The 26,453-nt window shown below is 67.0% G+C and carries 29 protein-coding genes; 8 read left to right on the top strand and 21 right to left on the bottom strand.

The features are described from left to right. Nucleotides 1-16 precede the first annotated feature (16 nt). Nucleotides 17-1,690, bottom strand: a complete 1,674-nt coding sequence (locus VES41_RS06595; protein WP_324814528.1) for an FAD-dependent oxidoreductase — start codon at nt 1,688-1,690, stop codon at nt 17-19. A gap of 19 nt (nt 1,691-1,709) precedes the next feature. Beyond that, nucleotides 1,710-2,675 carry an MBL fold metallo-hydrolase gene (locus tag VES41_RS06590; protein WP_324814526.1) on the bottom strand — a complete coding sequence of 322 codons (966 nt, stop codon included), beginning with the start codon at nt 2,673-2,675 and terminating at the stop codon, nt 1,710-1,712. 152 nt (nt 2,676-2,827) lie between these two features. Here VES41_RS06590 and VES41_RS06585 point away from each other — a divergent pair, with 152 nt between their 5' ends. Next, entirely contained in the window at nt 2,828-3,745 is a 918-nt protein-coding gene (locus VES41_RS06585) for an IclR family transcriptional regulator (protein WP_324814524.1), read from the top strand. A 169-nt stretch (nt 3,746-3,914) separates the two neighbouring features. Here VES41_RS06585 and VES41_RS06580 read toward each other — a convergent pair whose 3' ends face one another. Next, nucleotides 3,915-5,147, bottom strand: a complete 1,233-nt coding sequence (locus VES41_RS06580; RefSeq protein WP_324814521.1) for an ATP-binding protein — start codon at nt 5,145-5,147, stop codon at nt 3,915-3,917. Nucleotides 5,148-5,416: 269 nt separating this feature from the next. Between VES41_RS06580 and VES41_RS06575 the strand changes: the two genes are divergently transcribed. Further along, entirely contained in the window at nt 5,417-6,421 is a 1,005-nt protein-coding gene (locus VES41_RS06575; protein WP_324814520.1) for a tripartite tricarboxylate transporter substrate binding protein, read from the top strand. A 21-nt stretch (nt 6,422-6,442) separates the two neighbouring features. Here VES41_RS06575 and pyrF read toward each other — a convergent pair whose 3' ends face one another. From pyrF to VES41_RS06550, 5 genes are read right to left on the bottom strand one after another with little or no spacing between them, the layout of a single operon-like run. Next, on the bottom strand, nt 6,443-7,270 hold the full coding sequence (pyrF, locus tag VES41_RS06570; RefSeq protein ID WP_324814518.1) for an orotidine-5'-phosphate decarboxylase: 828 nt from the start codon (nt 7,268-7,270) through the stop codon (nt 6,443-6,445). A 57-nt stretch (nt 7,271-7,327) separates the two neighbouring features. Next, complete coding sequence (locus tag VES41_RS06565; RefSeq protein ID WP_324814516.1) at nt 7,328-8,284, bottom strand: uracil-DNA glycosylase family protein; 957 nt, start codon at nt 8,282-8,284, stop codon at nt 7,328-7,330. Then, nucleotides 8,281-8,781 carry a ribosomal protein S18-alanine N-acetyltransferase gene (gene rimI / locus VES41_RS06560; protein ID WP_324814513.1) on the bottom strand — a complete coding sequence of 167 codons (501 nt, stop codon included), beginning with the start codon at nt 8,779-8,781 and terminating at the stop codon, nt 8,281-8,283. Before rimI ends, VES41_RS06565 begins: the two co-directional genes overlap by 4 nt. Continuing rightward, nucleotides 8,778-9,500, bottom strand: coding sequence for a tRNA (adenosine(37)-N6)-threonylcarbamoyltransferase complex dimerization subunit type 1 TsaB (gene tsaB, locus VES41_RS06555; protein ID WP_324814510.1), 723 nt, complete (start codon nt 9,498-9,500; stop codon nt 8,778-8,780). Before tsaB ends, rimI begins: the two co-directional genes overlap by 4 nt. A 3-nt stretch (nt 9,501-9,503) precedes the next feature. Beyond that, nucleotides 9,504-10,499 carry a DMT family transporter gene (locus VES41_RS06550; protein ID WP_324814507.1) on the bottom strand — a complete coding sequence of 332 codons (996 nt, stop codon included), beginning with the start codon at nt 10,497-10,499 and terminating at the stop codon, nt 9,504-9,506. Nucleotides 10,500-10,532: 33 nt separating this feature from the next. Between VES41_RS06550 and dacB the strand changes: the two genes are divergently transcribed. From dacB to VES41_RS06525, 5 genes are all read left to right on the top strand, one after another. Next, nucleotides 10,533-12,140: a D-alanyl-D-alanine carboxypeptidase/D-alanyl-D-alanine endopeptidase gene (dacB, locus tag VES41_RS06545; protein WP_324814504.1), complete on the top strand. Its 1,608-nt coding sequence runs from the start codon at nt 10,533-10,535 to the stop codon at nt 12,138-12,140. A gap of 92 nt (nt 12,141-12,232) precedes the next feature. Then, nucleotides 12,233-13,063, top strand: a complete 831-nt coding sequence (locus VES41_RS06540) for an EF-hand domain-containing protein (RefSeq protein ID WP_324814501.1) — start codon at nt 12,233-12,235, stop codon at nt 13,061-13,063. A 106-nt stretch (nt 13,064-13,169) separates the two neighbouring features. After that, entirely contained in the window at nt 13,170-13,496 is a 327-nt protein-coding gene (locus VES41_RS06535) for a hypothetical protein (protein WP_324814499.1), read from the top strand. Nucleotides 13,497-13,730: 234 nt separating this feature from the next. Next, the gene (locus VES41_RS06530) at nt 13,731-13,955 is read left to right on the top strand and encodes a hypothetical protein (RefSeq protein WP_324814497.1); all 225 of its coding nucleotides are present in this window, start codon (nt 13,731-13,733) and stop codon (nt 13,953-13,955) included. Nucleotides 13,956-14,046: 91 nt separating this feature from the next. Beyond that, nucleotides 14,047-14,445: a hypothetical protein gene (locus tag VES41_RS06525; protein WP_324814495.1), complete on the top strand. Its 399-nt coding sequence runs from the start codon at nt 14,047-14,049 to the stop codon at nt 14,443-14,445. Nucleotides 14,446-14,488: 43 nt separating this feature from the next. On the opposite strand, the gene VES41_RS06520 is transcribed toward VES41_RS06525, so the two are convergent. The 4 genes from VES41_RS06520 to VES41_RS06505 all read right to left on the bottom strand — a co-directional run bounded on the left by VES41_RS06520 (nt 14,489) and on the right by VES41_RS06505 (nt 17,254). Beyond that, complete coding sequence (locus VES41_RS06520) at nt 14,489-15,376, bottom strand: hypothetical protein (RefSeq protein WP_324814493.1); 888 nt, start codon at nt 15,374-15,376, stop codon at nt 14,489-14,491. A 273-nt stretch (nt 15,377-15,649) separates the two neighbouring features. Next, nucleotides 15,650-15,958, bottom strand: coding sequence for a hypothetical protein (locus VES41_RS06515; protein WP_324814491.1), 309 nt, complete (start codon nt 15,956-15,958; stop codon nt 15,650-15,652). A gap of 36 nt (nt 15,959-15,994) precedes the next feature. After that, a complete protein-coding gene (locus tag VES41_RS06510; RefSeq protein ID WP_324814488.1) occupies nt 15,995-16,837 on the bottom strand; it encodes a hypothetical protein in 843 nt (280 codons plus the stop codon). A gap of 189 nt (nt 16,838-17,026) precedes the next feature. Further along, nucleotides 17,027-17,254: a hypothetical protein gene (locus VES41_RS06505; RefSeq protein ID WP_324814486.1), complete on the bottom strand. Its 228-nt coding sequence runs from the start codon at nt 17,252-17,254 to the stop codon at nt 17,027-17,029. Nucleotides 17,255-17,274: 20 nt separating this feature from the next. On the opposite strand from VES41_RS06505, the gene VES41_RS06500 reads away from it, so the two are divergent. After that, nucleotides 17,275-17,784: a hypothetical protein gene (locus VES41_RS06500; RefSeq protein ID WP_324814484.1), complete on the top strand. Its 510-nt coding sequence runs from the start codon at nt 17,275-17,277 to the stop codon at nt 17,782-17,784. 61 nt (nt 17,785-17,845) lie between these two features. On the opposite strand, the gene VES41_RS06495 is transcribed toward VES41_RS06500, so the two are convergent. Genes VES41_RS06495 through VES41_RS06455 form a run of 9 tightly spaced genes read right to left on the bottom strand, consistent with a single transcriptional unit; the run spans nt 17,846 to nt 26,446 of the window. Next, the gene (locus VES41_RS06495) at nt 17,846-18,097 is read right to left on the bottom strand and encodes a flagellar biosynthetic protein FliQ (RefSeq protein WP_324814481.1); all 252 of its coding nucleotides are present in this window, start codon (nt 18,095-18,097) and stop codon (nt 17,846-17,848) included. Nucleotides 18,098-18,147: 50 nt separating this feature from the next. After that, on the bottom strand, nt 18,148-20,205 hold the full coding sequence (gene sctV, locus VES41_RS06490) for a type III secretion system export apparatus subunit SctV (RefSeq protein ID WP_324814479.1): 2,058 nt from the start codon (nt 20,203-20,205) through the stop codon (nt 18,148-18,150). Between the two features lie 56 nt (nt 20,206-20,261). After that, nucleotides 20,262-20,924 (bottom strand): flagellar type III secretion system pore protein FliP, encoded by a 663-nt coding sequence (locus VES41_RS06485; protein ID WP_324814476.1) that lies wholly within the window; start codon nt 20,922-20,924, stop codon nt 20,262-20,264. A gap of 60 nt (nt 20,925-20,984) precedes the next feature. Then, nucleotides 20,985-21,992 carry a FliM/FliN family flagellar motor switch protein gene (locus VES41_RS06480; RefSeq protein WP_324814473.1) on the bottom strand — a complete coding sequence of 336 codons (1,008 nt, stop codon included), beginning with the start codon at nt 21,990-21,992 and terminating at the stop codon, nt 20,985-20,987. Then, on the bottom strand, nt 21,989-22,780 hold the full coding sequence (locus VES41_RS06475) for a response regulator transcription factor (RefSeq protein ID WP_324814470.1): 792 nt from the start codon (nt 22,778-22,780) through the stop codon (nt 21,989-21,991). The genes VES41_RS06480 and VES41_RS06475 overlap by 4 nt, the downstream gene beginning before the upstream one ends. Nucleotides 22,781-22,801: 21 nt before the next feature. After that, a complete protein-coding gene (locus tag VES41_RS06470) occupies nt 22,802-23,032 on the bottom strand; it encodes a hypothetical protein (RefSeq protein WP_324814467.1) in 231 nt (76 codons plus the stop codon). Beyond that, a complete protein-coding gene (locus tag VES41_RS06465; protein ID WP_324814464.1) occupies nt 23,029-24,057 on the bottom strand; it encodes a hypothetical protein in 1,029 nt (342 codons plus the stop codon). The genes VES41_RS06470 and VES41_RS06465 overlap by 4 nt, the downstream gene beginning before the upstream one ends. Nucleotides 24,058-24,071: 14 nt before the next feature. Beyond that, nucleotides 24,072-25,721, bottom strand: coding sequence for a secretin N-terminal domain-containing protein (locus tag VES41_RS06460; RefSeq protein WP_324814461.1), 1,650 nt, complete (start codon nt 25,719-25,721; stop codon nt 24,072-24,074). Further along, complete coding sequence (locus VES41_RS06455; protein ID WP_324814458.1) at nt 25,718-26,446, bottom strand: EscU/YscU/HrcU family type III secretion system export apparatus switch protein; 729 nt, start codon at nt 26,444-26,446, stop codon at nt 25,718-25,720. The genes VES41_RS06460 and VES41_RS06455 overlap by 4 nt, the downstream gene beginning before the upstream one ends. Nucleotides 26,447-26,453: the final 7 nt, after the last annotated feature.

Raw genomic sequence — 26,453 nt, 5'->3', positions numbered from 1 at the left:
ACTCCTTGCATCCGGCTCACGCGGGCGCCAGCGTCTCGGTACTGCTGCGCGCCAGGGCCCGGTCCAGGGCGACCCGCAGTGCAGCGGCGTCCGGCGTCCTGCGCCAGCGTGCGCCGACGTGCTGGTCGGGCCGCAGCAGGTAGGCGGTGCCTTCGGTCGCGTCGTAGCGCGCGGCGGCGACGGCGTGGTCGGCATCCAGCGGCAACTGCACCACGTGGAGCTGCCGCACGAGCGCGTCGGACAGGGCCGGGGCCGGGCCGAACACCAGCAGGTTGAAGCGGTGCGGGTCGAGCCCGCGCAACAGCCAGCGGCCGCCCGGCAGCGGGGCGTCCGGGGCCGCCGCGCCCGGTCGCGCTGCGCCGCGGAAGGGCTCGGCGTCGGGCGTGGACAGGGGCGATGCTTCCAGCACGGTCGCGGTGGAAAGGCGGCCGCTGTTGACCAGCGAACGCGCGAACGGATAGTGCGGCGACAGCGCCAGCACCGCGTCGCGGAACAGCCGGCTGACTTCGCTCTTGGGCGTGATGAAGTCGGTGGCGCGGGTGGAATGACGGATGTTCTCGTCGGCGGCGTATTCGCGCTCGGCGGCGTAGCTGTCGAGCAGCGCGTCGGGCGCGTCGCCGCGCAGCACCGCGGCCAGCTTCCAGGCCAGGTTCTCGGCGTCCTGCACGCCGGAGTTGGCGCCCCGCGCACCGAATGGGGACACGCCATGGGCGCTGTCGCCGGCGAACAGCACGCGGCCATGCCGGAAGCTGTCCATGCGCTGGCAGGCGAAGGTGTAGACGCTCGCCCAGCCGATCTCGAACTGCAGGCCGGCATGGCCGATGCTGTCGAGCAGCGCGCGCACGCGCGGCACGATCCGCTCGTGCTGGCGCTCGAGCTGCGGATCGGCGTCCCAGCCAAGCTGGAAGTCCACGCGCCACATGCCATCGGCCTGCTTGTGCAGCAGCACGCTCTGGCCGGGATGGAACGGCGGATCGAACCAAAAGCGGCGCTCCACCGGCAGGTCGGCATCCATCGTGATGTCGGCGATCAGGAAGCGGTCGCGGAACGTGCGGCCCTGAGCCTGCAGGCCCATCAGCGCGCGCAGCGCCGAGCGCGAGCCGTCGCAGGCGCAGACGTGTTCGGCCCGCAGGCGGTAGTTGCCCTCGGGCGTTTCCACTTCCAGCGTCGCACCGTCTGCCTGGCGTTCGAGCGCCACCACCTTGTTGTGCCAGCGGATGTCGATGCCGCCGTGCTGCGCCGCCTGCTCGGCCAGCATGCCTTCGACGTAGTACTGCTGCAGGTTGATGAAGGCCGGACGCTGGTGCCCGCTTTCGGGCAGAAGGTCGAAGCGGTAGACCTCGTCGGCGCCGAAGTACACGCGGCCGACCTGCCACGACACGCCCTTGTCCACCATGCGCTGGGCGCAGCCCAGCCGGTCGAAGACCTCGAGCGTGCGCTTGGCGAAGCAGATGGCGCGCGATCCGGCCGACAGCTGCCCGCCGGCCTCGAGCACCACCACCGGCACCTGCTGCTGCGCCAGGTCGAGGGCCAGGGCCAGGCCGACCGGCCCTGCGCCCACGATCACGACCGGATGGCGCGCCGGCGCGGCCGCGTCCTGGTCGGGGCTGCGCGCGTAGTCGAAGCGCAGTTGCTGGTAGTCGAGCGCGGCGTCGGCGCGGACGGCCGCGGGCAGATCCTGGAGCTTCATGGCGGAGCGCTCCGTCGGGTCAGCCTTCGAGGGACTTCCACATCTCGATGTCGCGCTCGGCGGTCCAGATGCGCGGGTCCGGGTGGCGCGTGGCCTGGTCGTAGGCGCGGCTGACGTCGAACGGCATGCAGTGGTCGAAGATCACCCAGTGGCCGTACTTGGGCTTGAGCTTCTCGTAGGCCTCCTTGTAGACCGCGCCGAGCTCCTTGGCGTCCTTGGCGCCGGCCGAGACGGCCGCGTACAGGTCGACGATGAAGTCGCGCGTGCCCTTCAGTCCCTGGGCGACCTGCTCGGGCGTGGTGAGCGCGGCGCCGCGGCCGGGCACCAGCGCCACGGGCTCGAGCGCGGCAATGTTGTCCAGCGTCGCCGGCCAATCGCCGTAGTAGGCGTCGCCGCAGTAGGGCGTGGCGTCGAACTCCACCAGGTCACCGGAGAACAGGATCTTCTGCTCGGGCAGCCAGGCCACCGTGTCGCCCTTGGTGTGGCCGCGGCCGAGCTGGATGAGCTGCACTTCGAGCTTGCCCAGCCAGATCGACATCTTTCCTTCGAACGTCATGGTCGGCCAGGTCAGGCCCGGCGGCACCGACTCGACCGCCTGGAACAGGCGCGGGAAGCGGCCGATCTCGCTGGCCTTGTCCTGCTCGCCGCGCTCGACGATCAGGTCGTAGGTGTCGCGGCTGGCGATGATGTGCTCAGGCTGGTAGCCCGCGGCGCCGAGCACGCGCACGGCGTGATAGTGGCTGAGCACGACGTACTTGATCGGCTTGTCGGTCACCTCGCGGATGCGGCGGATCACGTCCTGCGCCATCACGGGCGTGGCCTGGGTGTCGATCACCATCACCGCGTCGTCGCCGATGATGACGCCGGTGTTGGGGTCGCCCTCGGCGGTGTAGGCATAGGCGTTGTCCGACAGCTTGGTGAAGGTGACCTTCTTGGCTTCGAGGTCGGCCTGGCTGGCGAAGGCTTTGGCGGGCTGCTGGCTCATGGCATGTCTCCTTGATCGTGGGATGCTCGGGCGTCGTGATTCGTCTAAACACAACGCATTTGTCGAAAACGAATGCGACGCAGTGTAGTGAGGCAATCAGTTAATGTCTAATCCTTTCTGCATCAGCAAACGTTACGGAGCAAACCAGGCCCATGGCTGAGAGGAACAAGCGCACCGGCAGCGACACCCCGGAACCGGCCACGACCGAACCGGCCGCCATCGGCGCCGAGGCCCGCGGCGGCGCCCAGCGCGGCATCCAGAGCATCGAGGTCGGCGGCCAGTTGCTGCGGGCGCTGGTGCATCACGGCCGGCCGATGGCGCTCAAGGACCTGGCGCGCGAGGCCGACATGACGGCGGCCAAGGCGCATCCGTACATGGTCAGTTTCGGCCGACTGGGGCTGATCGAGCAAGACCGCGGCAATGGCCATTACCAGCTTGGGCCCTTGGCGCTTCAACTGGGGCTGATCAGCCTTCAGCAGGCCAACCCGGTGCAGGTGGCCGGCCCGCTGGCGGCCCAGCTGGCGCAGACGATCGGGCAGACGGTGGCCATCGTGGTCTGGGGCGCCCGTGGCGCGACGATCGTGCACATTGCCGAATCGCCCACGCCGGTGCACGTGAACATGCGCCACGGCACGGTGTTCTCGCTGGTGGACACGGCCTCGGGTAAGTTGTTCGCCGCGTTCCGCGATCCGGCCGAGGTGCGGCGCCTGCTCGAAGAGGAGCGGCTGCGCGCGCAGCGGCGTTCGAAGGCGGCCGCCGCCGGCGCGGACATGCCCGGCGCGGCGCGGCCGCTGGGCATGCCGCGCGAGCATCCGCTGCCGCCTTGGGAGGCGTTCGAGCCGCAACTGCAGGAAGTGCGCGAGCGCGGCCTGTCACGCTCGCAGGGCGAGGTGATTCCCGGCGTCAACGCGATGGCGGCGCCGGTGTTCAATCATGCCGGCGACCTGGTGCTGGCGCTGACCGCCATCGGGCCGGCCGGCGTGTTCGACATCGACTGGGACGGGGCGGTGGCGCAGGCCATGCGCGCCACCGCGCGCGAAGCCTCGCTGCGGCTGGGCGCGCGGCTGTAACGCAACGCCGCGCCGGCCGGCGGACTTCAGCGCCGTTCGCTGGGCGCCCCCAGGCCGGCTGAGATGCGCCGCGTGGCGGCCAGCAGCGCGGCGCGCGTGGCAGCGATGGTGACGTGCACGTCGCGCTGCTTGAGGTAGGGCACCGTCAGCGCCGCGACCGCCGAGGCGCCTATTGAGCCGGGCGCCGGCGTTTCGCGCCTGGCTCTTTTTGCTGGCGGCGAACCGAGGGACGTCGCGCCTCCTTGGGGCCATCGAGTGTCTTGAAGACCTCCGCCCGGCTCCGATAGGCGTCGGCCAGGAACGGATCGCTCACGCCATAGATTCCATGGCCGTCACGGGCCAGGATGTTCGAGTCCAGCAATAGGTTGGCGGTCCTTTGGACCTCTTCTGCCGCTACAGGGCGATCGACGGTCGCGCCGTACTCTTCCAGAGTCGCCGTCGAGAAAAGCTTCTTTACCCCTTGTCCGCCCTGCCTGCACACAAAGTCGAAAATCGCCATTGCCAGGGTCCCCAGTTCATCCAGGCGTGCCAGGTCGACAGCGGCGGCGGACTGGCGAAGACCCTCAGTGATTGCGCGCAGGTCCTGGTTCGCGTCCACGAAGTTCGGGGCATGCTGCAACGCATGGAGCGCTTTCATGAGCTCTTCGGGGCGGCGGCCCAGGCGCTCGAAGCACTCGAAGGCGGTTTGCACTGATGGCGCTCGCGCGCCCATGGCAGCCTCTTTCAACAGCCATTGCACGAAGTCGATTTCCAGCACTGGGAAGTCCTGCGACATGGCGCCGTTGAAGGCGGCCTTGCCCTTGATGGTCAGTTCGCGCACCCGGGCTCGGTGCGACCCTGTGCCGACGAACAAGAAGTGCCCCGGGGTGTTCGGAGTGAGGTTGATCTCGTCACGCGCTGCTTTGAGGGCCAGAAGCATGTTTTCACCGTCGTCGGAGCCCATCGCGTGCTGAACCTCGTCGACGATGACCACCGCGTCAGTCTTTGCCTGCTTCACCAGTTCGGAAAAAGCGCCGGCCAGAGTGTTGCCGTCGCCTTTCCCAAGGTCGGCCAAGCTGAATCCAAACTTGAAACCGGCAGCGCCCAGGTCCAGGCCCTTTAGGCGCTTGAGCAGCCCCAACGCCTTGGAGGCGGGCTGCTCGAGGTCTGCCAGAGTCTTGCGTACCGCCCCGAGCAATAGGTCACTGGGGCTCGCCGCGGTGTTGCTCCACAGGTCGACATACACGACGATCGCGCCCCTTGCCTCGAGCGCGGGTATCAAGTCGCCCCGCAGGAAGGTCGTTTTGCCGATCCGCCGGAGGCCACCCAGGAACAGCCCCGAGCGGACACCTTTCTGCAAGGCCTGGGGCTGCAGCAGCTGATCGGCCATCTCTTCAGCGAGCTTCTGGCGGTGGAATGTCATTTTGGAGATTTTATCGAATTTCGATAATTATCTAAATTCAATAATTTTCACCATATTCCCCGGCGAGCTCTCGGAGCTGTCCAGTCTTCCGCCCTTGTCGCTGCGCCGAACGTCTGGTTCTGGCATGTGCCGAGCCGAAACCTGCACTTGAAAGCCGCAACAACCTATTCGAACTGCACAGCTAGGCCATCGTCGGGCGAACCCGGGTGGCGTTGCGGCCAAGCGTCTCTAGACTGGGCCTTATCGACCACTCGCGCCGCCGCCACGCCATGACCGCTCGCCACCACACACGCCTTGCCTGCGCAGCAGCCGCCGTCGCCGTCGTCGCCGCGACGGCCGCACTGGCGCCGCGCGATGCCCATGCCCAGGCCAGCCCGAGCTGGCCCGACAAGACGGTCCGCATCCTCGTGGGCTCGCCGCCCGGCGGCCCTTCGGACATCACGACCCGCCTGTTCGCCGAGCAGCTGCACCAGCGCACCGGCCAGCCGGTCGTGGTGGAGAACAAGCCGGGCGCCGGCAACAACCTGGCGGCGGCGGTGGTGGCCCAGTCCGCACCGGACGGGCACACGTTGGTGATCAGCCCGGACACGGTGGTCACCACCAACCCGCTCGTCTACCGCAACATGCCGTTCGACGCGCGCAAGGACCTGTTGAACGTCTCCGTGCTGACCACCTTCACGCAGTTGCTGGTGTGCAACCCCCATGTCAAGGCTGCCACCGTGCCCGAGCTGGTGGCGCTGTCCAAGACGCAGCCGATGACCTATGCCTCGGGCGGACCGGCGGTGCCGGGGCACCTGGCCGCCGAGATGTTCCTGCAGAGCACCGGCGCGACGATGCGCCACATCCCGTACAAGGGGCCCGCGCCGGCAACGCTGGCGGTGCTGGCGGGCGAGGTCGACTGCGGCTTCCTGGCCACGCCGACGGTGCTGCCGCAGGTCAGGGCCGGCAAGCTGACGGCGCTGGCGGTGTCGTCGGCACAGCCTTCGGCACTCGCGCCGGATGTGCCGACGCTTGCGCGCGCGCTGAACCAGCCCGGGCTCGACATCACCTTCAAGCTGGTCCTGCAGGCACGCCGCGGCACGCCGGCGCCGATCGTGCGCGCCCTCGAGCAGCACGCGGCGGCCATCATGGCCATGCCGGAGATCCAGGAGAAGCTGCGTGCCTCCGACCTGACGGCCGTCGGCAGCAACAGCGCCGACGCGGAGCGCACGATCCAGGCCGACGCCGCGCGCTGGGCGCCGGTGGTGAAGAAGCTCGACCTGAAGATGGACTGAAGGCGCGCGGCGCGCCGTCCGTCAGCCGGTCTTGGCCGCTTCCAGCACGTCGCGCGTGCGCATGGCCTCGCGCCGCGCGGCGGCTTCGAAGTCGTTGCCGTCGGACGCGTACAGGATGGCGCGCGACGAGTTCACGATGATGGGCGCGTCCGGACGCCAGCCGGCCTTGACAGTGGCCGCCGCGTCGCCGCCCTGCGCGCCGACGCCGGGGATGAGCAGCGGCGCCGTGGGCGCGAGCGTGCGCACCCGCTCGATCTCGGCCGGGTAGGTGGCACCCACCACCAGGCCGAGCTGGCCGTTGAGGTTCCAGGGGCCTTGCACCAGGCTGGCGATGTGTTCGTACAGCAGCGGCTCGCCGGGCACGCTGGCCAGCCGCTGCGCCTGCAGGTCGTCGCCGCCGGGGTTGCTGGTGCGGCACAGCAGGAAGGCACCCTTGCCTTCGTACTTCACGTAGGGCTCGACCGAGTCGAAGCCCATGAAGGGCGACAGCGTGACCGCGTCGGCGCCGTAGCGCTCGAAGGCCTCCACCGCGTACTGCGTGGCGGTCGCGCCGATGTCGCCGCGCTTGGCGTCGAGGATGACCGGCACGTGCGGCGCATTGCGGTGCATGTGCTGGACCAGCTGCTCGAGCTGCATCTCGGCGCGATGCGCCGCGAAGTAGGCGATCTGCGGCTTGAAGGCGATGGCCAGGTCGGCCGTGGCGTCGACGATGCGGGCGCAGAAGTCGTAGATGCGGCTGGCATCGCCCTTCAGGTCGCCGGGAAAGCGCGAGGGTTCGGGATCCAGGCCAACGCACAGCAGCGACTGGTTCTGATGGGCCGCACCGCGCAGCTGGTCAAGAAAGTTCATGATCCCGAATTGTAGGTGTCGCCCCTGGGCTGCAGCGGCAACGCCACGCCGGCGCGCTCAGCCTTTGGCGTCGAAGAGCGACGCGGCCAGGCACAGGTCGGCCCACGCCTTGGCCTTGGCCGGCGCGTTCTTGAGCAGGAAGGCGGGGTGGTAGCTGGCGACGACCGGCGCGGCGCCGGGTTGCTCGTCGAGCGGCTGGGCCTGGCCGCGCAGCTTGCCGATCGGCCCGTCGCGGCGCAGCAGCGCCTGGGCCGCCAGCGGACCCAGCGCCAGCACCACGCGCGGTGCCAGCGGGAGGGCCTGGGCGCCGAACACCTCGTCCCAGGGGCGCGGCACGTCGGACCCGGTCTGCGCGGCGCCGCGATGCAGGCGCACCAGGTGCACCGGCACGCTGCCCGCGTGCAATTGCAGCGCGCGCAGCATGGCGTCGAGCAGGCGGCCTTCGTCACCGGCACGCGGATCGTCGTCGTGGCGGCCCAGGGCATCGGGCGCCATGTCGGCCACCACCAGCCAACCGCCAGTGGCGTCCGCCGGCCCGTGCAGCAGGCGCGGCGCATCGGCCAGCAGGGTCTGCGCGCCGGGCATCAGGGCGGTGGGCCGGCCGCGCGCGGGCGCCGGGCTTTCCGCGGACGGCGGCTGCGCGGCCGCGTCGCGCAAGGGGGTGCGCGACGCCGCGGCGGCCGGGGCGAACTCGCGCGGCGACAGGTCCTGGTCCGCCGGGCCCTGGCCGGGCGGCAACGCCGCCGCGCCGTCGGGAGCCGGCACCGCGGCGGCGCGGTCGGGCGCCGCGCCGGCCGGGCCGCCTGGCGCCGATGGAGCGGGAGCGGCGCCCTGCGCCGCGGCACGGGCCGCCTTGCGCTGCAGGTCGGCCAGCCAGTCGAGCCGCACGCCCATGGCGCCGAGCATGGCCTGCCCGCGCGCGTCGAGCGTGAACAGCCGCGCCGGACGGTCGGCGGCCGCCGCATCGCCTGCGGGGCCGTCCTGGCGCGCGTCGAGTCCGGTCGGGGCGCTCATTGCAGGCCGCCCCAGGCGCTCTCGCGCTCGTTCAGGCGCAGGCTCATGACGATGGCGTCCTCGCGGTGGTGGTTGAAGGAAGGGTAGTAGCCCTTGCGCAGGCCGACGCGGCGAAAGCCGTTGCGCTCGTACACCTCGAGTGCGCGCTGGTTGCTCTGGCGCACTTCCAGCCAAAGCCACATGGCGCCCTGCGTCAGCGACCAGCCCCGCAGCGCTGCGAGCATGAGCGGCGCCCAGCCCTGGCGCTGGTGCTCAGGCGCCACCGTGATGTTGAGCAGGTGGACCTCGTCGACACCCTTCATGGCGATGAAGTAGCCCAGCAGGGTCCGGTCGGCCACCAGGACTTGGCAGTGATAGCCCACGGCCAGCGAGTCGGTGAAATTGCCGCGCGACCAGGGATGCGAATAGGCGCGCTGCTCGACGGCGCAGACGGCCTCGAGCCAGTCGAGCGTCATGGGCTCCAGGCGCGCTTCCAGGGGGTCGAGTACGGCACTCATGGGGAGGATGGTGCCACCGCGGCGGCCTTGGCGGCTTCCCGCTCGGCGGTGGTAAGCGCGACTTTATCGCGGACGTACAGCGGCCAGGCATCGGCGGCGGCGACGTCCAGCCCCTGCGCCAGCATGGCCGGCGCCAGCTCGAGCATGGCGACGGCACCCGGCAGCGCCGGAAAGCGCGCGGCGCCGGCGGGCAGGCGCTCGCCGTAGGCTTCGAAGGCATTGCCGGCCAAGGCCCAGTCCGCACCCGCGAACACGTCCTCGGGAGCCAGCAGCTGCGGCTCGGCCGGCGGCGGCAGCTGGCCGTCGGCCAGGCCGCTGAAGTCGTAGCGCCCCGCGTAGACCTGGTCCATGCGTGCATCGAGCAGGGCCACCACGCGCCTGGCTCCGTGGGCCCGGCGCGCCTGCTCGGCCACGGCCAGCAGGGTGTCGACCGGCAGCAGGCGCAGGCCGGCGCCGAAGGCCAGGCCCTGGGCCACGGCACAGGCCGTGCGCAGGCCGGTGAACGACCCCGGCCCGCGGCCGAACGCGATGGCGTCGAGGTCGCGCAGGGCCAGGCTGGCCTCGGCCAGCAGCGACTGGATCAGCGGAATCAGCGTCGCCGAGGCCTGGGCGCCGCCGGCGGCCTCGCGCGCGATCAGGTGGTCGCCGTGGCGCACGGCGACCGAGAGCACTTCGGTGCTGGTGTCGAATGCCAGCAGGCGCGCGGCGTGTTGCGCCATGCGTCAGGCTCCGCTCGCCGCCACCCGCGGCGCGATGGCGGCACGCTGCACGCCGAACAGGATGCCGGCCGTGACCAGCAGCAGGCCGGCCAACAGGCTCCAATGCAGTGGCTCGCCCAGGAAGATCACCGCGCCCATGGCCGACAGGCCGGGCACGAGCGACGTGATCATGGTCGAGCGCACAGGGCCGAAGTACTGGATCATGCGGGTGAAGCTGATGCCGGAGATGACCACCGAGCCGACGCCCTGGAACAGCATCTGGAACGCGAACTCGCTCCACGGCGCCGTGCCGAGGTGGGATCGCACCGCACCGAAGGCGGCCAGCAGCGCGTAGACGGGCAGGTAGGTGAAGACGGCGAACGCCGTCAACGCGATGGTGGCGCGCACCGCGTCCAGCCCGAAGCGGCGCGCGGTGACGCTGTAGCAGGCCCAGCAGAAGGCGGCGCTCATGAAGAGCAGGTCGCCCTTCCACACCTGGCCGTCGCCATCGAAGGCATGCAGCAGGCTGCGTCCACCGACCATCAGGTCGCCGGCGACGATCAGCCCCAGGCCCACGGCCCGCGCCGGCGTGATGTGGTCGCGCAGGACCCAGGCCGCCAGCAGCGCCGTCCACAGCGGCAGGCTGCCGGGCATCAGGACCGAGGCATGCGCCGCCGGCGCGAAGAAGAATCCGGCATAGGCCAGCACCGCGTAGGCCACACCAGCCAGCGCGCCCACGCCGGCAGTCAGGCGCAGGGACAGCGGCGACAGCCCGAACAGCGAGCCGGCCGCCGGATCGGTGGCGCGCAGGCGCCGCACCATCCAGAAACCCCAGGGCAGCAGGACCACGCCGGCGCCGGCGATGCGGGCAAAGGTGATGTCGAAAGGCGTGAGCGAACCCGACGCCGAGGCGCGGGCGATGACGATGAAGGCGGTCCACACCACCACGGTGACCACCGCCGCACCGATGCCGAAGGCCCGCGGCGAAAGGCGTGAGGCAGGGGGTGAGGTGCAGGACATCGGCCGATTATCCCGGCCCGGATAATCGGCCGCATGTTCACGGCCATTTCCGCCCGGGCCACGCGCCGCGTGGCCGCTCTCCTCGCCCTTGCGGCCACACCCGCCCCGGCCCCCGTCCCCACCGCATCCGGCGCGCCGCTGGCGCCGCGCCCGCGCCGTGCCACGCCAGCGGTGGCGCTGATCGCCCCGCTCTTGCTGGCCGCGGGGCTGGCCGGTGCCCAGCCGGCCGTCTCCCGCCTCCCCGGAGGCACCGCCCAGGCGCCCCTTGCGGCCGCAGGCCTGGCCGATCCCGGCATGGCCCTGCCGCCGGAGGTCGAGGCGGCGCTGGCGCAGGCCAGGGTGCCGTCGGATGCCGTGAGCTTCCTCGTGGCCGACGCCGACGGCACGCGCGCGCCCCGGCTCGCCTGGCGCAGCCAGGCGCCGATGAACCCGGCATCGGTGATGAAACTGGTCACCACCTTCGCCGGACTCGACCTGCTGGGCCCGGCCTACACCTGGAACACGCCGGTCTACATCGACGGCCCGGTACGGGGCGGCACGCTGCAGGGCAATCTCTACATTCGCGGCAGCGGCGATCCGAAGCTGGTGATCGAACGGCTGTGGCTGTTGCTGCGACGGGTGCAGGCCATGGGCATCGAGCGCATCGGCGGCGACATCGTGCTGGACCGCAGCGCCTTCGACACGGGCGAGCCCGACCCGGGCGCGTTCGACGGCCGGCCGCTGAAGTCCTACAACGCCGGCGCCGACGCGCTGCTGGTCAACTACAAGTCGGTGGTGCTGCGCTTCGTGCCGGACACGGCCGCGCGGGTGGCGCGCGTCAGCGCCGAGCCGCCGCTGGCCGGCGTGCGCATTCCCGCCAGCGTGCCGCTCTCGGGCAAGGGCTGCGGCAACTGGCGCGCCCAGCTGCAGGCGGACTTCCAGCCCACCGCCTTCGGCTTCGCCGGCACGCTGCCTGCCGACTGCGGCGAAATGCAGTGGCCGCTGGCATACCCCGATCCGCCGGGCTTCGCCGCGCGCGCCATCGGCGGCCTGTGGGCGGAGATGGGCGGCAGCCTGGCCGGCACGGTGCGCGACGGCCAGGTGCCGCAAGGCCTGGCACAGGCCTTCGAGCTGCAGTCGCCGCCGCTGGCCGAGGTGGTGCGCGACATCAACAAGTACAGCAACAACGTGATGGCGGACCAGCTGTTCCTGACGCTGGGCCTGCAGCAGCGCCGGCGCGGCACGTTCGGCGCCGCGCGCGGCACCGTGCGCCAGTGGTGGAACGAGCGCGTGGGCACCGGCGAGGGCGGCCCGGTCGTGGACAACGGCTCGGGCCTGTCGCTCGAAGGCCGCGTGACGGCCGCCGGGCTGGCGCGCATGCTGCAGGTGGCCTGGCATTCGCCGGTCATGTCCGAGCTGATGGCGTCGCTGCCCGTGGCCGGCGTGGACGGCACGCTGCGCCGGCGCAACCTGCGCTCGGGCGCGACCGCGCACCTGAAGTCCGGCACGATGCCCGAATACGGCGTGGCCGCCCTCGCCGGCTTCGTGGACGGCGCCAGCGGCCGGCGCTACGTGCTGGTGGCCCTGGCCAACCACGCCAACGCGGCGGCGGCGCGCGGCGCGTTCGACGCGCTGGTGGACTGGACGGCAACCGACCAGTAGCCACGCGCGCAACACCGGCTGGCGAAATCGAACTGAAAGCGCCATCCCCAACACTGGCTGCTCCTATCAACCATTTCAAATGGGAGCTTTCCATGTGCGGTGAAGTCTTACTCGGGCTCAAGCTGATGCAGAACATCTTGAAGCCCAACGTCAACATCGGTGGTGCAGGTGGATCGTCGACGGACGCCCGACGGCAGGCGATGAACCTCATCGATTTCGAGCGCACGCCCAACGGCATGTCCGCCAGCGTGAGCGCAGGCGCCCATGCCAGTGCGAACGCGACTGCGAGCGCCGGCGCCTACGCCAGCGCAAATGCCTACTCGGGCGCCAGCCTCGGCAACTACGGTGGCGGCAGCCCGAGCCCTCAGGCAACCATGAGCCGCGAAGAACTGGGCCACGCCCTGGACAAAGGCGCGCCCCACGCCTGCTCGAATGCAGGGAGCGCATCGTCCTCGCCCTCGCCCTCGCCCTCGCCCTCGTCCTCGTCCTCGTCCTCGTCCTCGGCGACAATCGAGCGGAGATTCCGTCGGATGGACGCCAATCGGGATGGCATGGTCTCGCAGCAGGAGTTCCGGGATTTCGCGGCGTCCAGGGCCTCGCGGGGCGCGTCCGGGCCCTATCCGCCCCCATCTTCCGCCGTGCCGTCCGGCATGCCGGGGTACGCGGCACCGAGCGGGCCGTCCGGATATCCGGGGGCGAACTTTTCCGCGCTCGACGCGGACCGCAATCACGTCATCAGCCGAGGCGAAGCCCGCGCTTCACCAATGCTGGCCGCACGCTTCAACGAGATCGACATGATCCGGCAGACCGTCCCCGGCGGCAGCGAAGCGCCGGGCAGCGGCTATCTCAACCACCAGAAGCTGGGTGCGTTCCACGACTTCGCGGCCGCCAACGGCCTCTCCACCGCCGGGATTCCCGGGTAGGCGGCCGCAAGTGAAATGCCAACGAAGAGTTGGCTCCATACGATGAATTCGCCGGCCCGATCGAGAGTCGGTGCGAGTTCTCAACCCAACTATCCGAGGTGATCAAATGAACGTACTGAGTGGAACGCTGAACAATCTTGTGGGCAATGGTGGGTCGGCTGCTCCGGCTGCGGGTGCAGGCGGCGGCGGTGCAGCCGGCGGTCTCGGCAGTCTTTCGTCCCTGCTCGGGGCAGGCGCCGAACCGCTCCAAGGCATTGCCCAGCTGATCGACGCCATTGGCCAGGGCGTCGCCGGCACGGGCGCTACGGGTACTCCGCAGGCAAAGCAGGTCTCCCAAGGCCTTCAGGCGGGAGCGCAGCTCGCAAACAGCTTCGGGCCGATCGGCGGCATCGTCGGCAGCGCCCTGGGCCTGGCGAGTTCGGTCATTTCCTGACGCGAAGGCCGTCGGCCCGCAGCGGCCGACGGCCAGCCCCGCCTGCCTGCCTGCCTCGAGCATCGAGCCGCGCTCGCTGGCGCCGTGCCAGTGCAATCCCGGTTCGCGTAACGAAGAACCGTCGCCGCCGTTACAACCACGAAAGGCTGGCGAAACCTCCTGTCCGTAGGATGAACTCGCGCGTCGTCAAGGCGCGTGAGCATCATTCATTCATCGAATCAGGAGGAACGCAAAATGGCAGAGATCCAGGCCACCGCCAGCACCAGCGGCATTGCCGCATCCATGAGCCAGCAGTTTGCCGAGCAGGCGCAGCAGCAGCTATTGGTCCAGAGCCTGGCTGCTCGTTCGCAGCAGGAGGCGCACAACCGAACGCTGATCTTTCAATCTTCCTCGGAAATCATGAAGAACAGCTTCGACTGCATCAAGGATGCAATCAAGAACGGCGCAAAGACGCAATAACGTGCCACGCCCGAAACGCACGGGACGTGACGACATCGAGGCCGGCCCGTCCGGCCTTTTTCCGCCCTGAAGGCACCCCGATCGAACAGCAATGAATGTCGAAGCCCTGACCCGGAATCTCCTGCTCATTGGAACAACGGCCGCGTGGTCGAACCACCCGGAGCCGGCCGAGCAGATCTTCAACGGCATCATTCGCTACCGAGCCGACAATCGATGCGCGCACCTGGGCCGGTGCCTGATCCCGTTGTCGAAGAATGACGTCCCCGAGACGATCTCCCAACTGCGCGTGGTCGTGCAGAACTTCCCCGATTTTCGCGATGCCAAGCTGATGTTTGCGCAGATCACCAACCACGCCGGTGACGAAGCCTGGCGGTACTGGGTGGAACAGATTCTCAAGGACGAAGTCCAGGACTCGATTCGCCAAAAGGCACTCGCGTTGCTGGAACAGTCGCCGCGCGCATTCATCCCGCCTCATTCCATCAAGGGGTGACCGGAAGGGCCTTCGCAGCGGCACGCCAGCCGCGCCGGCCATCTCATCCGGGAATCATTCCCCCATGCGCGGGAGGCGGCGCCGCAGATGCGTTGCGAAGCCCGTCCCTCGCTGTCGACAGGAGCTCGCGAACCAGTCGATCGCGCGGATCATCACGTTGTCCAGCGGGCGATTGGCCGGGCCGCGGCGCGTGCACGTCGCCGGCCACCGCATTGAGCAGCGCGTTCATGCCGCCGGCAAGTCGCTCCTCCTTGGCCGGATCACTCCCGTTGTTGGCGCGCGCGGCTTGCAGCGTCAGCCGATTCCTGTCGGAGAGATCAAGTCCCTTGATGATGACCGTGTCGTCGCCCTGACGCATCAGGACGTCATTCGAGTGCCGGTTCTCGGGTGACTGCTTCGTCTCGACGTCCAGCGAGACGCCCTTGGTCGCCACGGACAGATTGCGGCCGGGGATGATCGGCTCCCCGAGAATCCGCCGCCGTTGGCCGGTCTGCGGATCGGACAACGACATCTGGGAGGAGCGCTTGTCAAGATTGACGACTGCGCCATTGGACAACCCCACATCGGCCACATTGCCATCATGGCGGAGCACTTCGAAGTGCCGTGTGCGTTGGCCGCGTTTGAGTTCGACCGGGGCGCCTGGCGCCGCAGACGTGGAGTGCACGCCGGCACTGCCAAGCTCAGCCTGCAGTTGATCCAATGCCTTCCGGATATCCGGCGGGAATCTGTCGCCCGCTTTCTGCCGCAAGTCGGCGACACGCGCCAGCAGCGCCTGCGGGCCCGCGAGGTCATCTGACTTGCCGGCAAGTGTCGCGGCGACGCCTCCATAGCGCATCTCCAGAATCTGCTCGAGCGCCTTCCAGCTGGCCGCCAGTGCGGAGAAGCCTCGATTCCCGCCTGCCGCTTGCGCAGGATCGTCGAGCAACCGCATCCCGGGCCCGGGCGAGGCAGGCGACCCCACGCGGGGCCCGTCAATCCGATTGACCGTCGACTCCGTTCCGCGAATTGAATTGATAGCCATCTTGTGCCTCGAAGCTTCTTGGAAAATTCGCCCGGCTCGCAGTGCCGGACATCACAGCAGGAAATGATGTCGTCGCCGAGGCTGTCCGAGTCGAAAAATTCTGGCACAAGGTGCAAAAACTCTCTGCTCGGGCCCGCATTGCTGTGACGGCGAATTCCGACAGCGCGCCACGCCTGACCGCATTCAATCGCTCCTGCTTGCGTAGTTCCTCAGTGAGGTGGCTTGCACGCCATCAAGGAAGGACGAGGCCGCCGCCTTTGGTCCAGCCGACCGGTCCGACGTCGGGTCGGCCACGTCGTCGCGGCGTACGAGGCGATATCCGTGCCAGTATTCGGCAGAACGCGGCGCCTCGGCTTGTGCCGTTCGCAGATGCACGTTCACCGCGCTCGCTGCCTGCCGCGCCTGGGCCGCGGGCGTATCGGACCGCGATGCCAGGATCATTGCAAGACCTGCGCTCGGCACTTGACGGGAGATGGCTTCGATTGCGCTCATCGGTCAGACGCTCCTGCTGGCGATCGACATGATTCTTCAGGGCGCCATGGCCGGCGCCGGGTCCGCCGGCCCGGCGCCGGCAACCGGCATGGCCTCGGCTCCTGCGCCCTCGCTCATGTACTGAATGAGAAGTTGCGCAGCGGCTTCGCGATCTTGCGCCGGCAACGCCTGCGCGCATCTTTCGAGCATTGCAACGGCGCTCTTCGTGACCGGCGACTGGCCCGTCGGATCCAGTCGACTGGCGAGGACTGCCGTATTGAGCAGGCGCTCGAATTCCTCCAGCGTCGCTGCATCCTCCGGGGCCTGGCCTGCGCCCTCCGCCGCCGCCGCGCCGTCGACCGGCGCATCGCCTCCCGGCGCACCTTCAGCGGCCGGCGCCGCCGAGCCTGCATCCGCCGATGGTTCTTCGGCTGCCGGCTCAGCCGCCGGCTCGGCCGCCGCTTCTGCAGGGCCCGCGTCTTCGCCAACCGGCGCAGGCGCTTGCGTGGCACCGCGCGCCTGTCCGTCGTCCATTCCGCCTGCGGGCATCGGCGTGCCCATCCGTTCAGGGGAGTTGACGGCCGCAGACCCGGTTCGACCGCCCTGCGATGCAGGGTCCACGTTGGCCGGCCGGTTGAAGTCCGCCTGCGACGGAACGCCTGCACCACCTGCGAACGCACCGCGCAGCCCCGCGAACTTTTCGCCCGCGCTGGTGAGCCGGCTTTCGTTCGGATGGCGGCCGCCGGGTTGGCTCAAGGCCTGGGCCAGGTTGCCCAGCCGCGCCGGGCTGGCCGTTCCCGCCGCAGATCGCCCGTTGTTGACGCCTGCAGCCGGGCCGGAGAGTCCCCGCGCGACCTGCGAACGGCCGGTCCCTGCGGATCCGGCGTCCGTCAGCCGCATCGCGTTGCCCCTTGGCGCGGCACGCGCAACGCCGGACATCGACGGCGTCCGCATCGATGAAGGCGCGCGCCCGCCTGTCCCCCTGACGCCGGTTGTAGTCGTTGCCATTGTTCAGCTTTCGTTATGACAGATATTCCTGACCGAAGTCGATCCGGAGCGGCTCCGTACGCGGAGCCGCCCCAGCCGTCGTCACTGCGTCTTCGCGCCGTTCTTGATGCTTTCCTTGCAGCAGTCGAAGGCGTTCTTCATCATTTCCGTGCTGGTTTGAAATCCCAGCGTCCGGTTCTGGCTGTCCTGCTGCGACTTGGACGCCAATGCCTGGACTTGCTGCTGCTGCGTTGCTTGCTGCGCAAACTGCTGCTGCATCTGTTGGAAGATTGCTTGAGAGTTGCCGTTTCCGTTGACTTGGGTTGCCATGATTGCCTCCAGAAGATGAGATGAAAGGTCAAGCGCAGACACGAGGTGTATCGCGCCACTCGATGCTAGGCCGCACCGATTTCATCGACATTTCGCAGGCGGCCGGACAGCGCTCGACGCTTTGCGATGCTTTCGGAAATGAATTCGAAAGGACATGCGTCCATGCTCCTGGCTTCTCATGCGGCAACGAACGCCGGCATGAGCGGCTTCTTTCCCAATGGAGAAAATCGATGTCAATACGTGCAACGGGCGGCGCCAATCCCGCACGCATCCGGTCGAGCGAAATGCAACGTGCCGGGTCTCCCGGTGCCGGCGCAAAGGGCGCCGGCGGCAGCACCGCCAATCTGATCGAGTCGCAGGCCAGCCGCATGGCCGAAAGCGGCGCGCAGCAGCAGGCGATTCAGCAACTTGCGTCCAGAAGCCAGATGGACAGCCAGAACCGGACGTTGGCCTTTCAGGCCGCCACGCAGGGAATGAACAAGAACTTCGAATGCCTGAAAGAGGCGATCAGGAACGGCGCCAGGACGTAGCCGCCAGGCCAGCGCCGCCGACCCCGGGGCCAGGGCACGTCGGTCGGCGTTGCGGGTGTGCTCAGATCTCGAACGCGATCGTGCGCAAGCCCAGCTCCCACAGTTCGAGGACGACGGAAAATGCCGAGGTGCCGAACAGAATTGCCCCGAGGACGCAAAGGACGATCTTCGCGCTGGTTCCCAGGGACTGGTCCTGAACCTGAAATATCGACTGAATCAAGGCAATCACGATGCCCACCGCCGAGATGGCAAGGACGGCAGGCAGCACGAGCTCGTAGATCGCCGTAATGCAGGCTTGATAGATCTCTTCCAATTCACGGCCTCATTGCAAGACGCGGGCCCATCACGCAGATCCCGAATGCGTCATGGTGCTTCGAGATCGATACTGACCCGTCCCGCGGGCACGACACGCACGTTGTCCTTGAGCTCCTGATACGACAGGACGAACACGTCGGGATGGGTCTGCGCAAGGATCTTCCTGATGTATCTCCTGATGTCCATGCCGCATATGACCGCGGTCGGCACGTCGCCCCGACCACCCAGCATCGCCTGCTGCAAGCTTGCCTGGAGCGACTGGATCCGGTCCGGCGAAAGCGTCAGGTAGCTGCCGTTCGCTGAATGTTGAATGGATTCACGCACGGCCTGCTCGCTCGAAGGATCCAGCACGATGCCATGCAGTTCGGAACCGCCGCGGGCCGCGCGGTAGGTAACGTACTCACCGAGATCGCAGCGGATGTACTCGGACAGCATGCCGCTGTCTTTCTCTCTGCTGCCCCAGGATATGAGGCTCTCGCAGATGACGCGCATGTTCCTGATCGAAATGCCCTCTTCCAGCAGGCGCTTGAACACCTCGGAGACTCTTTGGACGGGAACGATCTCCGTCAGTTGCCGGGCCAGCCCGCCAAGATGGACATCGGCGGCCTCGAGGATGTATTTGGTCTCGTTCATCCCGACGAAGCGACCAATGTTCGCGCGGACTGCCGCAACCACCAGATGCGCGAGCACTTCCTCGCACGTCAGGTCGTGTCCGGCACCATCGCACGCCACTTCGAGTGCGGGCGCCCAACTCATCGGGCCAAGGCCTGGCACGTCGATGCAGTCCTGCGCGTCTGCAGGCGAGTCAGCCTTGACGGCGCGAAGCACCTGCCCTGGACGCCAGACGAGCGAGAAGAAAGGCACCTCGTAGACCGCCACCACGATCTGGTTCCTGTCGAGTCCACCTCCGTGAGTGATCTGGGCGCCCGGGAACGGGAAGCCCAGTTCGGCGTTCAGCTGGGTGCGCAGCGCATTCAGGTGAAAGTTGAAGCGTCCGGGCCGCAACTTCTCCGTCAGGCCCCTTTCCATCCGCAAGCTGAGCGGCTCCGTGATGGAGCTCTCGGACTCCGAGACGAAATTCGGAACCTCCTCCGAGCCCTCGCGCGCCAAGGCTGGCACGGGCACGCGATTGACCTGGACCATGCTTTGCTTCCTGAACGGCGAGACGAGGTAGCGAACCACCATCAGCGCAAGCCCCATGATCAGGAAGTAGAGCAGCGGAAAGCCAGGAATCAAGGCCAGCGCCACAATGAGCGAAGCGGCCACGAGCAGTGCGCGCGGCTGTCCGAGCAATTGATTCACGATCGCCGCGCCGAGGGTTTCTCCACGTCCGGTCGGTGACCCCACGCGCGTGGCGACAAAGCCGGCCGTCACGGCGATCAGCAGCGACGGAATCTGGGAAACAAGCGCATCGCCGATCGAGAGAACGGAATAAGTGTTGGCCGAGGCCCCGAACTCCATGCCGCGGTAGAGGACGCCCACGAGAATTCCGACCACGAGATTGAGCAGCATGATGATCAGTCCCGCAATGGCGTCGCCCTTGATGAACTTCATCGCCCCGTCCATTGCGCCGTAGAACTGGCTTTCCAGCTCGATGTGGCGGCGCTTGGTCTTCGCTTCCGCGGCTGCAATGTGGCCATTTCGTAGGTCGGCATCGATCGCCATCTGCTTTCCGGGCATGCCGTCGAGGGTGAAGCGCGCGCCGACTTCGGCCACGCGCTCCGCGCCTTTGGTCACGACCATCAATTGCACCACCGTGACGATGGCGAACGTCGTGATTCCGACCAGCAGATTTCCGCCGACGATCATCTGCCCGAAAGCTTCGATGATCCGCCCGGCTTCTCCGTGGAGGAGGATCAGCTTGGTGGACGCGAGGTTGAGCCCCAGGCGGAAAAGCGTGGTGATCAACAACAGCGACGGAAGGGAGGAAAGCTGCAGGGGGCCCGTGACGTACGTGCCGACGATCACCAACAGGAAGCTGAAGGCGAGGTTCATGGCGACGCCGATATCCAGCGCCAAGGCCGGCACCGGCACCAGGAGCAGGAGAATCGACGCGAGCAGAATCGCCGCGAAGAGCAGATCGGAGTTCTGGAGCAGGGCGTCCATGATCCGGTTGTCGCTCAAGGGCGGCGCGTGAGGCGACGAGCTGTTGTCCATTTCGATCAGAACGAATAGGAGCGGGAAACGACCCCGAGGAGGCGGTACAGGTTGTCCGCCGATGCAATCAGAAGAAACTTCAAGGGCGTTGCGATCGAATTCAGCTGCAACTGCGACATGCCGACGACCTGCAGGATGGACGCGATGACGAAGTCAATGGCCAGGAAGACCAGGTACAACACCATGCCGATCTTCAGTGCTCCCGTGATCTCTGCGCAGACGAAGAGCACGGCAAGATCGGCAAACGGCGCCTCCTCCATGGTCACATCGACGTCGACGTGGTCGCCGCTTTCCAGATCGCTTCGATACCTTTGCGTGAGCGAATCACCGATGTTCTTCGCCATGAAGCTGCGCAGCGGGAACGAGACGAGCTCGAGTATTTCGAGGCCATCGTTGATGGAAAGGCCGCCAGGTGTCTCGAGGCTGACCTCTTCGCCCAAGCGCGCCGCAACCTCCTCGATCACCGGATGCATTGTCTGAAGCGTCAGCACGATCGCGAAGGCATTGATCACCATGGCAGGAGGCGCCTGCTGCAGCCCGATGGTGGTCTTCAGAATGTTCAAGACGATGGTGAACTTCAGGAAGCAGGTGCACAGGACGAAGATGCCGGCCATGAGGCTCAGCAGCAGCAGCCCCCAAAACAGGACGCCCGGGTTCTGGTAGATCATCTGGTTCGTCTGCCTCCATGGAAGCCATGGCGTGACCCGCATTCGCACATGGCGCGCCAACTATGAGGCGTCGGCCTTGCGCGCCAACATGCTTTCGATGCAGACACCCAGGCGCCCGCTGGCGGACACCAGCACGCCCGTACCGACGACCGAGCTCTGCATGACGATGTCGACGGCCACGGGCGCCTGGCTGTCGGTGATCGCCTTGAGATCGATCAGCGAGCCCGGCTCCAAGGCCATGAGCTCCTTCACCTTCAGGCGCTTCCTGGCCACGATGAACATCAGGTCGATCTCGAGCATCTCGAGCCCCGACAGCTTCGACAACTGGCCGTCGGCTCCTCCTTCTTCGAGGTTGCTTTCGCTTTCAGACATATTTGATACAGAGGTGATTTCCAGTAGAGCGCCTTGGACCTTTCCGCCTCCAAGCCTGGCGAGATTGTGGGAAAGCACGATGTCCACGGATACCGCGTCGGCTTCCGGGCTGTGCGCTCCGAGCAGCACCACATCGCCCGGCGCCAACCCTTGAAACTCCGCCAACGCGACGGAAGTCCTTCCGCAGGAAAGCAGCAACTCGATCGACTGGCGCTTCAGGAAGTCGAACAGTTCGCGGCTGGGCGCCGGCGCAGTCGCCGTGCAGTGCGGCGCGATGCCGCAGGCCTTGAGAAGCACCAGGTCGACCGTGCCGCCGTCTTCTTCCGCGCTGATGCATTTGACCGGGCACTCGATCAGGCTCAACCGGCCGCAGTACTCGATCTGTTCGAACGTCTCCAGACCGAATGCCGCGCGCAGCAGCCCGGCATGGTTGCGGTGCAGGACATAGGCAAACGCCGCCGCCAGCTGACCCCGCCGCAAGACGGCTGCAACGGCAGAGGGCGGGCGGGGACGGACGGCGAACGCCAGCTTTCCGTCGTTCGCCTCGAACGATGCCCAGGCGGAGGCCGGGGACCGGACGCGAGACTCGAGCACCGAGCGGATCGCCGGCGCGCGGCGCAGTTTCGCGACCAGGGCGCTCTGCTGCAGATCGAGCGGCCCCAACTGCGGAAGGTTGGCATGGCGCAGAACCTTCATTTCCTGAGTCGGGCGGGACTCGCCTTGTCCACGTCCAGTATTCGGGCCGAGTAGCCCATGCCGCGCGTCGAGATGATCTCGACCCCGTGCGGCCGCACCTTGCTACGGAACCTGCAGACAATGATCGCGAGCGCGTTGTCGGAAAGTTCGCCATCGAAGCTGAGCATTTCCAAAGCGCTGGCGAAGGAAAGCGTCCTGTTCGGATGCATCGCGAAGTACACGCCGAGCTTCCATTCGCGAGCCGTCATCTGAAACACCCTCGAATCGACGTATGCGACGAGCCCGTCGCAATCGAGCTCCAATCTGCCAAGGGACAGAAAGCGGTCGCGGCGGCGCAGCGACCGGCCTACCAGCGCATGGACCCGCGCCTTGAACTCGCGGGGATCGACGGGAGCCGAGATGACGTCGTCCGCACCGGCCTCGAGAAAGCCTGCGCGGTCGACGGCACAAGGTTCTGCGTCGCAAACGAATATGCAGCTGCTGGCGTTGTGCAGCGCCCGAATCTCGCCGATCAGCTCGCGCAGGCATGCCGAAACCACGGATGCTTCAAGGACAAGAAGGTCGAAGCTTTCGGAGTGCATGATGCGGCGGAGCATCTGCAGGTCGGCAGCCCATTCAACGACGCAGTCCGCTCCGCTGAACATACTGACGACACCGTTCCTGAACTGCCGGTTGCCATGCAGGATGCAGATGCGGACGAACCGATTCTCATGCTCGGGCAGCGCCACGCGGTCTGCGGCGACGACGATCCTGTCATGCTCCATGGCGTTGCCGATCCACTGCGTCATTCCGTGCAAATCGTCTCGGCTTCAGATCGAGAGGCGACTTTCACGCGCCTTGAGCTCGAGGAAGCCGATGGCACCGTCCAGGGCGCTCACCAGGCCGGGAAGTCCGCGGTCCCAAGCGTGGGCCGGTGAACACAGGAGTCTTCTGCGGGCCTGCAGGCTCTCGATCGCTCGCCTGAAAGCATCCGCGCTCGAGTCACCGGCATCGCATGCATCGAGATTTTCGATGAAGGCGGTCAGTTCGTCGTCGGTCATCGGGGGGCCTCCTTCTTGAGTGCTATCTGCAGGGTCCTGCCGTTGACGGAAACGCTCGCGCCCTGCGGCGACCATCGCATCAACTGATACTCGCCAGCCAGCTGGTCGCCAACGTAGACACGCTCCTGATTGGCCAGGACGAGGTATTGCATGCCGGAGAACTGAACGGTGCTCGATATGGTGCTGCGCAGAAGATCCTCGAGCGATATCTCCCTTGCCGGTCCTTCCACGTGCACCATTTCCGCGCGCACGCCATACCGGCCGAGTTCCTCGTTCAACAGCGCCGCAGTGGTGCGCGCAAGTTCGGGGGCCGTGACCGTATGAGCGACGAAGCGGCCCTTGCCTTCGTAGTCGACCGCCAGTGCCTCCGGCCCGAGGAGACTGCGTATCAGACGCTTCGCGTCGTCGCCATCGATCAGTCGCGAGTCGATGTCGAAGTGGGCGGCCAGTTCGAGCAGCACGGCGTCGAGCGCCTGGCGCTCGGAGCGTTTGACGACTCCACGAACCGCTACTGCGCGGTCGCCGGCGCGCTCGAAGGTCACGCCGTCGAGCCCGAGCGCTGAAGTAGCGGCCACGGCCGCATCGAAGGACTCTGCCCTTTGGCTGCGCGCCCGGTGCGCGGAGTACGACCCGAACGCCCATATGACGATTACGCAAAGTGCCGACAGCAGCAGTGCGGGGACGAGGCGCCGCCTGAAGCCGGCATCGTGCAGCAGATCGACAGCCGGGCGACTGGCGGTTGCGGACAAGCGCGTTATGCAGAACTCCGTATCGTCAATGATCTGCGGCTTGCCCAGGCTCCCGACAGAACGCCGTGTGTCCGCGCTTTTGTGCAGCGCGGCAACCGTGATGATGCCCAGAGGCGTTATCTCGATCAGGTACTTCGCGTCGACGTCGAACAGATCCAGGATGGGAATGTCGACGTCGCTGGCCCGCCCCAGAGTCAGCGCAGGACCTTCGAAGTTCTGCGTCATTCCGCCGAGAAGACCCGACCTGAATTCGATGGTGTAGCCGTCCCGCATCATGGCCCTTCGTTCGGCTAGGGAAGAATCCTCGGCTCGACCAGCACCATGCGCACCTTCTCCTTGATCTGGTCGGTCGACCCGCTGAACAGGCGCCCCAGCAGCGGGATGTCGCGAAGGCCTGGCACCCCACTGGCCGACTTTGACTTCTCCTCTACGTTGAGCCCCCCGATCACGATGCTCATGCCTTCGGGCACCACGGCCTGCGTCGTGATGTTGTTGACACGAAACGTGGGAATGCCATCGACTTGCGCGTCCCTCGCGACGGCATCTTCGATCCGGATCGAAAGGTTGATTCCGCGGCTGTCGTCGAGAATGACGCCACGCACGAACAGCTTCATGCCCCCTTCGATCTGCTGGATCTGGCCGGATTGGTAGCCGTAGATCTTGGCGTACATGACGTCGCTGCTTTCGATGGAGGCCTCCATGTTCTCGGTCGTCAGGATGCTGGGGGTGGAGACGATGCGGGCCACGCCTTGCGACTGCAGCGCACGAATGCGCGCCAGCAACTGATTGGCACCGTAGGTCAGAAGCCCGGTCATGTTTCCGGCAACGCTCGATCCGACACTGATGAGGTCCGCGACCTGCGCGCCGGAAGAAGGATTCCAGTCGACCAATCGCGTGGCGCTCCCGATCTTCACGTTCCTGGAGCCGAAACCAAGATCGATTCCGAACTGGTCCAGGTAGCTTTTCTCGAGCTCGAATATGGTGGCCTCGATCTGGATCTGCTGACTTGGCACGTCGAGCGTCCTGATGATCTTCTCTGCCATCCGAAGCGTCTGCTTCGAGCCCGTGACGATGATGGAATTCGTCCTCGGGTCAGTGGAGACCCTGGCTGCGGAACGCGCGCCCTCTTCGCGGGCAGAACCTGCCGCCGCGTCGGGGTCTCCTATGAGAGATCCGATCGAATAAGTGGTGTCGAGCGGGGCGCCGACATCCCTTGCGCGGCGCCCGTCCGATTCTTGCGACACGGCCGCCGTCGCTCCACCGGCGGCATCGGGGCCGTCGCGAGGCAAGGCGCTGCGCAGTATGCTTGCAAGCCCTTTCACACGGCGTTCCCCTTCGATCGTCTTGCTGACCGTGTCGTCGGCCGTCGAGTAGCCGAGCCGGAAGACTTTCGTCTGTTGGGCAAGCGCGGGCCCTTTCGCTCTCACCGTCTGGGCAACGATGTCCGCCATTTCCTTCTGGAAGATTGGCGGAGCGGTGACGACAAGCCGCCCGATCGCATGGTCGGGGATCAGCTGCGCGGCATCGGAACGCATTCCGGTGGCGCGCGAAGCCCGCAACACCGACCCGAGAAGCTCCGGGGGGACAGAATAGGCCGAGGTGGTGGTCTCGTCGGCCGTGTAGATGTAGAACGCGCCGCCCAGTTCCACCGACGTCAGGCTGTGCCTTCTCAACAGGCGCCGGTAGAACGATTTCATCGTGCCCTGGTAGGCGCCGGTCACCGTTCCCTTGACCCTGCGCGAGATGTGCGCGGACAACTTGCACTCCTGGAGCAGATCGCCCAGGATCTGCCGCAGATCCACACCGGGCGCTTCGTAGACCTTGATGCCCATCTGCTGATCGAGACACGAGGCGGCGTGCGCGGTGGGCGCGAAGACCCAGAGCGACATGGCAGCAATGGCGGCGGAGATGACACGATGACTTCTGGTTTCGGACGTCATGCCGCCTCCTCCATCTGGATCTGACGCTGGGCCATTTTTATCTCCGGGTTTCCCTCAGTATTCTTGTGTTCGTCTCGGAGGTCCTGGTCGCTCATCTTGTTCTGCGACAGAAATATGAAGTGCTTCGCAAGCATGTCGACCGGAGACAGAACGACCTTCAGCATCGGCGGAACGGACGCGGCCACGGCGAAGTGCATCACGACTGCACTCCAGAGCATCCCCATCGAGTAGCCCTGCACCGTGTCAAGCGATATGGGGCCAACGATCAGGCGCCTCACCTGGACGACGTAGATGGCAATCGAAGCCATGGCGCAGATCAATCCGAAGACATGGGTCCAGATCTGCGCCTTTCCAAACAAGCGGCCAAAGATCGATGCCGGATTGAACGCCTCCGGTTTTGGCGCAATGTGAGTCAACGACGCTCGCCGCGACAGCAACAGCGCGGCCACAGGTCCGACTGCCATCAGGAGACACCCGAGCGCTGCGGGCCTGACCAGCAAGCCCGCTGACAGTGCAGGAAGGCCGTCGACGCCGGTTGAGGGATCGACACCGGTCTTCCACAGCGACATGGCCTCCTTGAAGGTTGTGTCGGCCAGCAGGTAGAGCGCCGCGAGCGCCGCAAGCTGGAGGGTTGTCTCGAGTGCTCGGCTCGGTTGCGCCTGCTGTCCTTTCTTGCGAAGTTCCTTCAGACGTGTGGGCGTTGGCGGATGCTTTTTCTCGGACATGGCAGAA

The sequence above is a fragment of the Variovorax sp. genome, assembly GCF_035634955.1.
Lineage (GTDB): Bacteria > Pseudomonadota > Gammaproteobacteria > Burkholderiales > Burkholderiaceae_C > Variovorax.
This window is presented reverse-complemented; position numbering and strand designations above follow the sequence as displayed.

Bases quoted from the DNA above. Each gene is read 5' to 3' on its own strand.
- VES41_RS06580 (WP_324814521.1), bottom strand. From the start codon at position 5,147: ATGACATTCCACCGCCAGAAGCTCGCTGAAGAGATGGCCGATCAGCTG.
- pyrF (WP_324814518.1), bottom strand. From the start codon at position 7,270: ATGAACTTTCTTGACCAGCTGCGCGGTGCGGCCCATCAGAACCAGTCG.
- VES41_RS06595 (WP_324814528.1), bottom strand. From the start codon at position 1,690: ATGAAGCTCCAGGATCTGCCCGCGGCCGTCCGCGCCGACGCCGCGCTC.
- VES41_RS06585 (WP_324814524.1), top strand. From the start codon at position 2,828: ATGGCTGAGAGGAACAAGCGCACCGGCAGCGACACCCCGGAACCGGCC.
- VES41_RS06510 (WP_324814488.1), bottom strand. From the start codon at position 16,837: ATGCGGCTGACGGACGCCGGATCCGCAGGGACCGGCCGTTCGCAGGTC.
- VES41_RS06525 (WP_324814495.1), top strand. From the start codon at position 14,047: ATGAATGTCGAAGCCCTGACCCGGAATCTCCTGCTCATTGGAACAACG.
- VES41_RS06465 (WP_324814464.1), bottom strand. From the start codon at position 24,057: ATGATGCGGGACGGCTACACCATCGAATTCAGGTCGGGTCTTCTCGGC.
- VES41_RS06515 (WP_324814491.1), bottom strand. From the start codon at position 15,958: ATGAGCGCAATCGAAGCCATCTCCCGTCAAGTGCCGAGCGCAGGTCTT.
- VES41_RS06590 (WP_324814526.1), bottom strand. From the start codon at position 2,675: ATGAGCCAGCAGCCCGCCAAAGCCTTCGCCAGCCAGGCCGACCTCGAA.
- VES41_RS06575 (WP_324814520.1), top strand. From the start codon at position 5,417: ATGACCGCTCGCCACCACACACGCCTTGCCTGCGCAGCAGCCGCCGTC.
- VES41_RS06565 (WP_324814516.1), bottom strand. From the start codon at position 8,284: ATGAGCGCCCCGACCGGACTCGACGCGCGCCAGGACGGCCCCGCAGGC.
- VES41_RS06455 (WP_324814458.1), bottom strand. From the start codon at position 26,446: ATGTCCGAGAAAAAGCATCCGCCAACGCCCACACGTCTGAAGGAACTT.
- VES41_RS06550 (WP_324814507.1), bottom strand. From the start codon at position 10,499: ATGTCCTGCACCTCACCCCCTGCCTCACGCCTTTCGCCGCGGGCCTTC.
- dacB (WP_324814504.1), top strand. From the start codon at position 10,533: ATGTTCACGGCCATTTCCGCCCGGGCCACGCGCCGCGTGGCCGCTCTC.
- tsaB (WP_324814510.1), bottom strand. From the start codon at position 9,500: ATGGCGCAACACGCCGCGCGCCTGCTGGCATTCGACACCAGCACCGAA.
- VES41_RS06500 (WP_324814484.1), top strand. From the start codon at position 17,275: ATGAAAGGTCAAGCGCAGACACGAGGTGTATCGCGCCACTCGATGCTA.
- rimI (WP_324814513.1), bottom strand. From the start codon at position 8,781: ATGAGTGCCGTACTCGACCCCCTGGAAGCGCGCCTGGAGCCCATGACG.
- VES41_RS06460 (WP_324814461.1), bottom strand. From the start codon at position 25,721: ATGACGTCCGAAACCAGAAGTCATCGTGTCATCTCCGCCGCCATTGCT.
- VES41_RS06530 (WP_324814497.1), top strand. From the start codon at position 13,731: ATGGCAGAGATCCAGGCCACCGCCAGCACCAGCGGCATTGCCGCATCC.
- VES41_RS06535 (WP_324814499.1), top strand. From the start codon at position 13,170: ATGAACGTACTGAGTGGAACGCTGAACAATCTTGTGGGCAATGGTGGG.
- VES41_RS06470 (WP_324814467.1), bottom strand. From the start codon at position 23,032: ATGACCGACGACGAACTGACCGCCTTCATCGAAAATCTCGATGCATGC.
- VES41_RS06505 (WP_324814486.1), bottom strand. From the start codon at position 17,254: ATGGCAACCCAAGTCAACGGAAACGGCAACTCTCAAGCAATCTTCCAA.
- VES41_RS06475 (WP_324814470.1), bottom strand. From the start codon at position 22,780: ATGACGCAGTGGATCGGCAACGCCATGGAGCATGACAGGATCGTCGTC.
- sctV (WP_324814479.1), bottom strand. From the start codon at position 20,205: ATGGACGCCCTGCTCCAGAACTCCGATCTGCTCTTCGCGGCGATTCTG.
- VES41_RS06520 (WP_324814493.1), bottom strand. From the start codon at position 15,376: ATGCGGTTGCTCGACGATCCTGCGCAAGCGGCAGGCGGGAATCGAGGC.
- VES41_RS06540 (WP_324814501.1), top strand. From the start codon at position 12,233: ATGTGCGGTGAAGTCTTACTCGGGCTCAAGCTGATGCAGAACATCTTG.
- VES41_RS06485 (WP_324814476.1), bottom strand. From the start codon at position 20,924: ATGATCTACCAGAACCCGGGCGTCCTGTTTTGGGGGCTGCTGCTGCTG.
- VES41_RS06480 (WP_324814473.1), bottom strand. From the start codon at position 21,992: ATGAAGGTTCTGCGCCATGCCAACCTTCCGCAGTTGGGGCCGCTCGAT.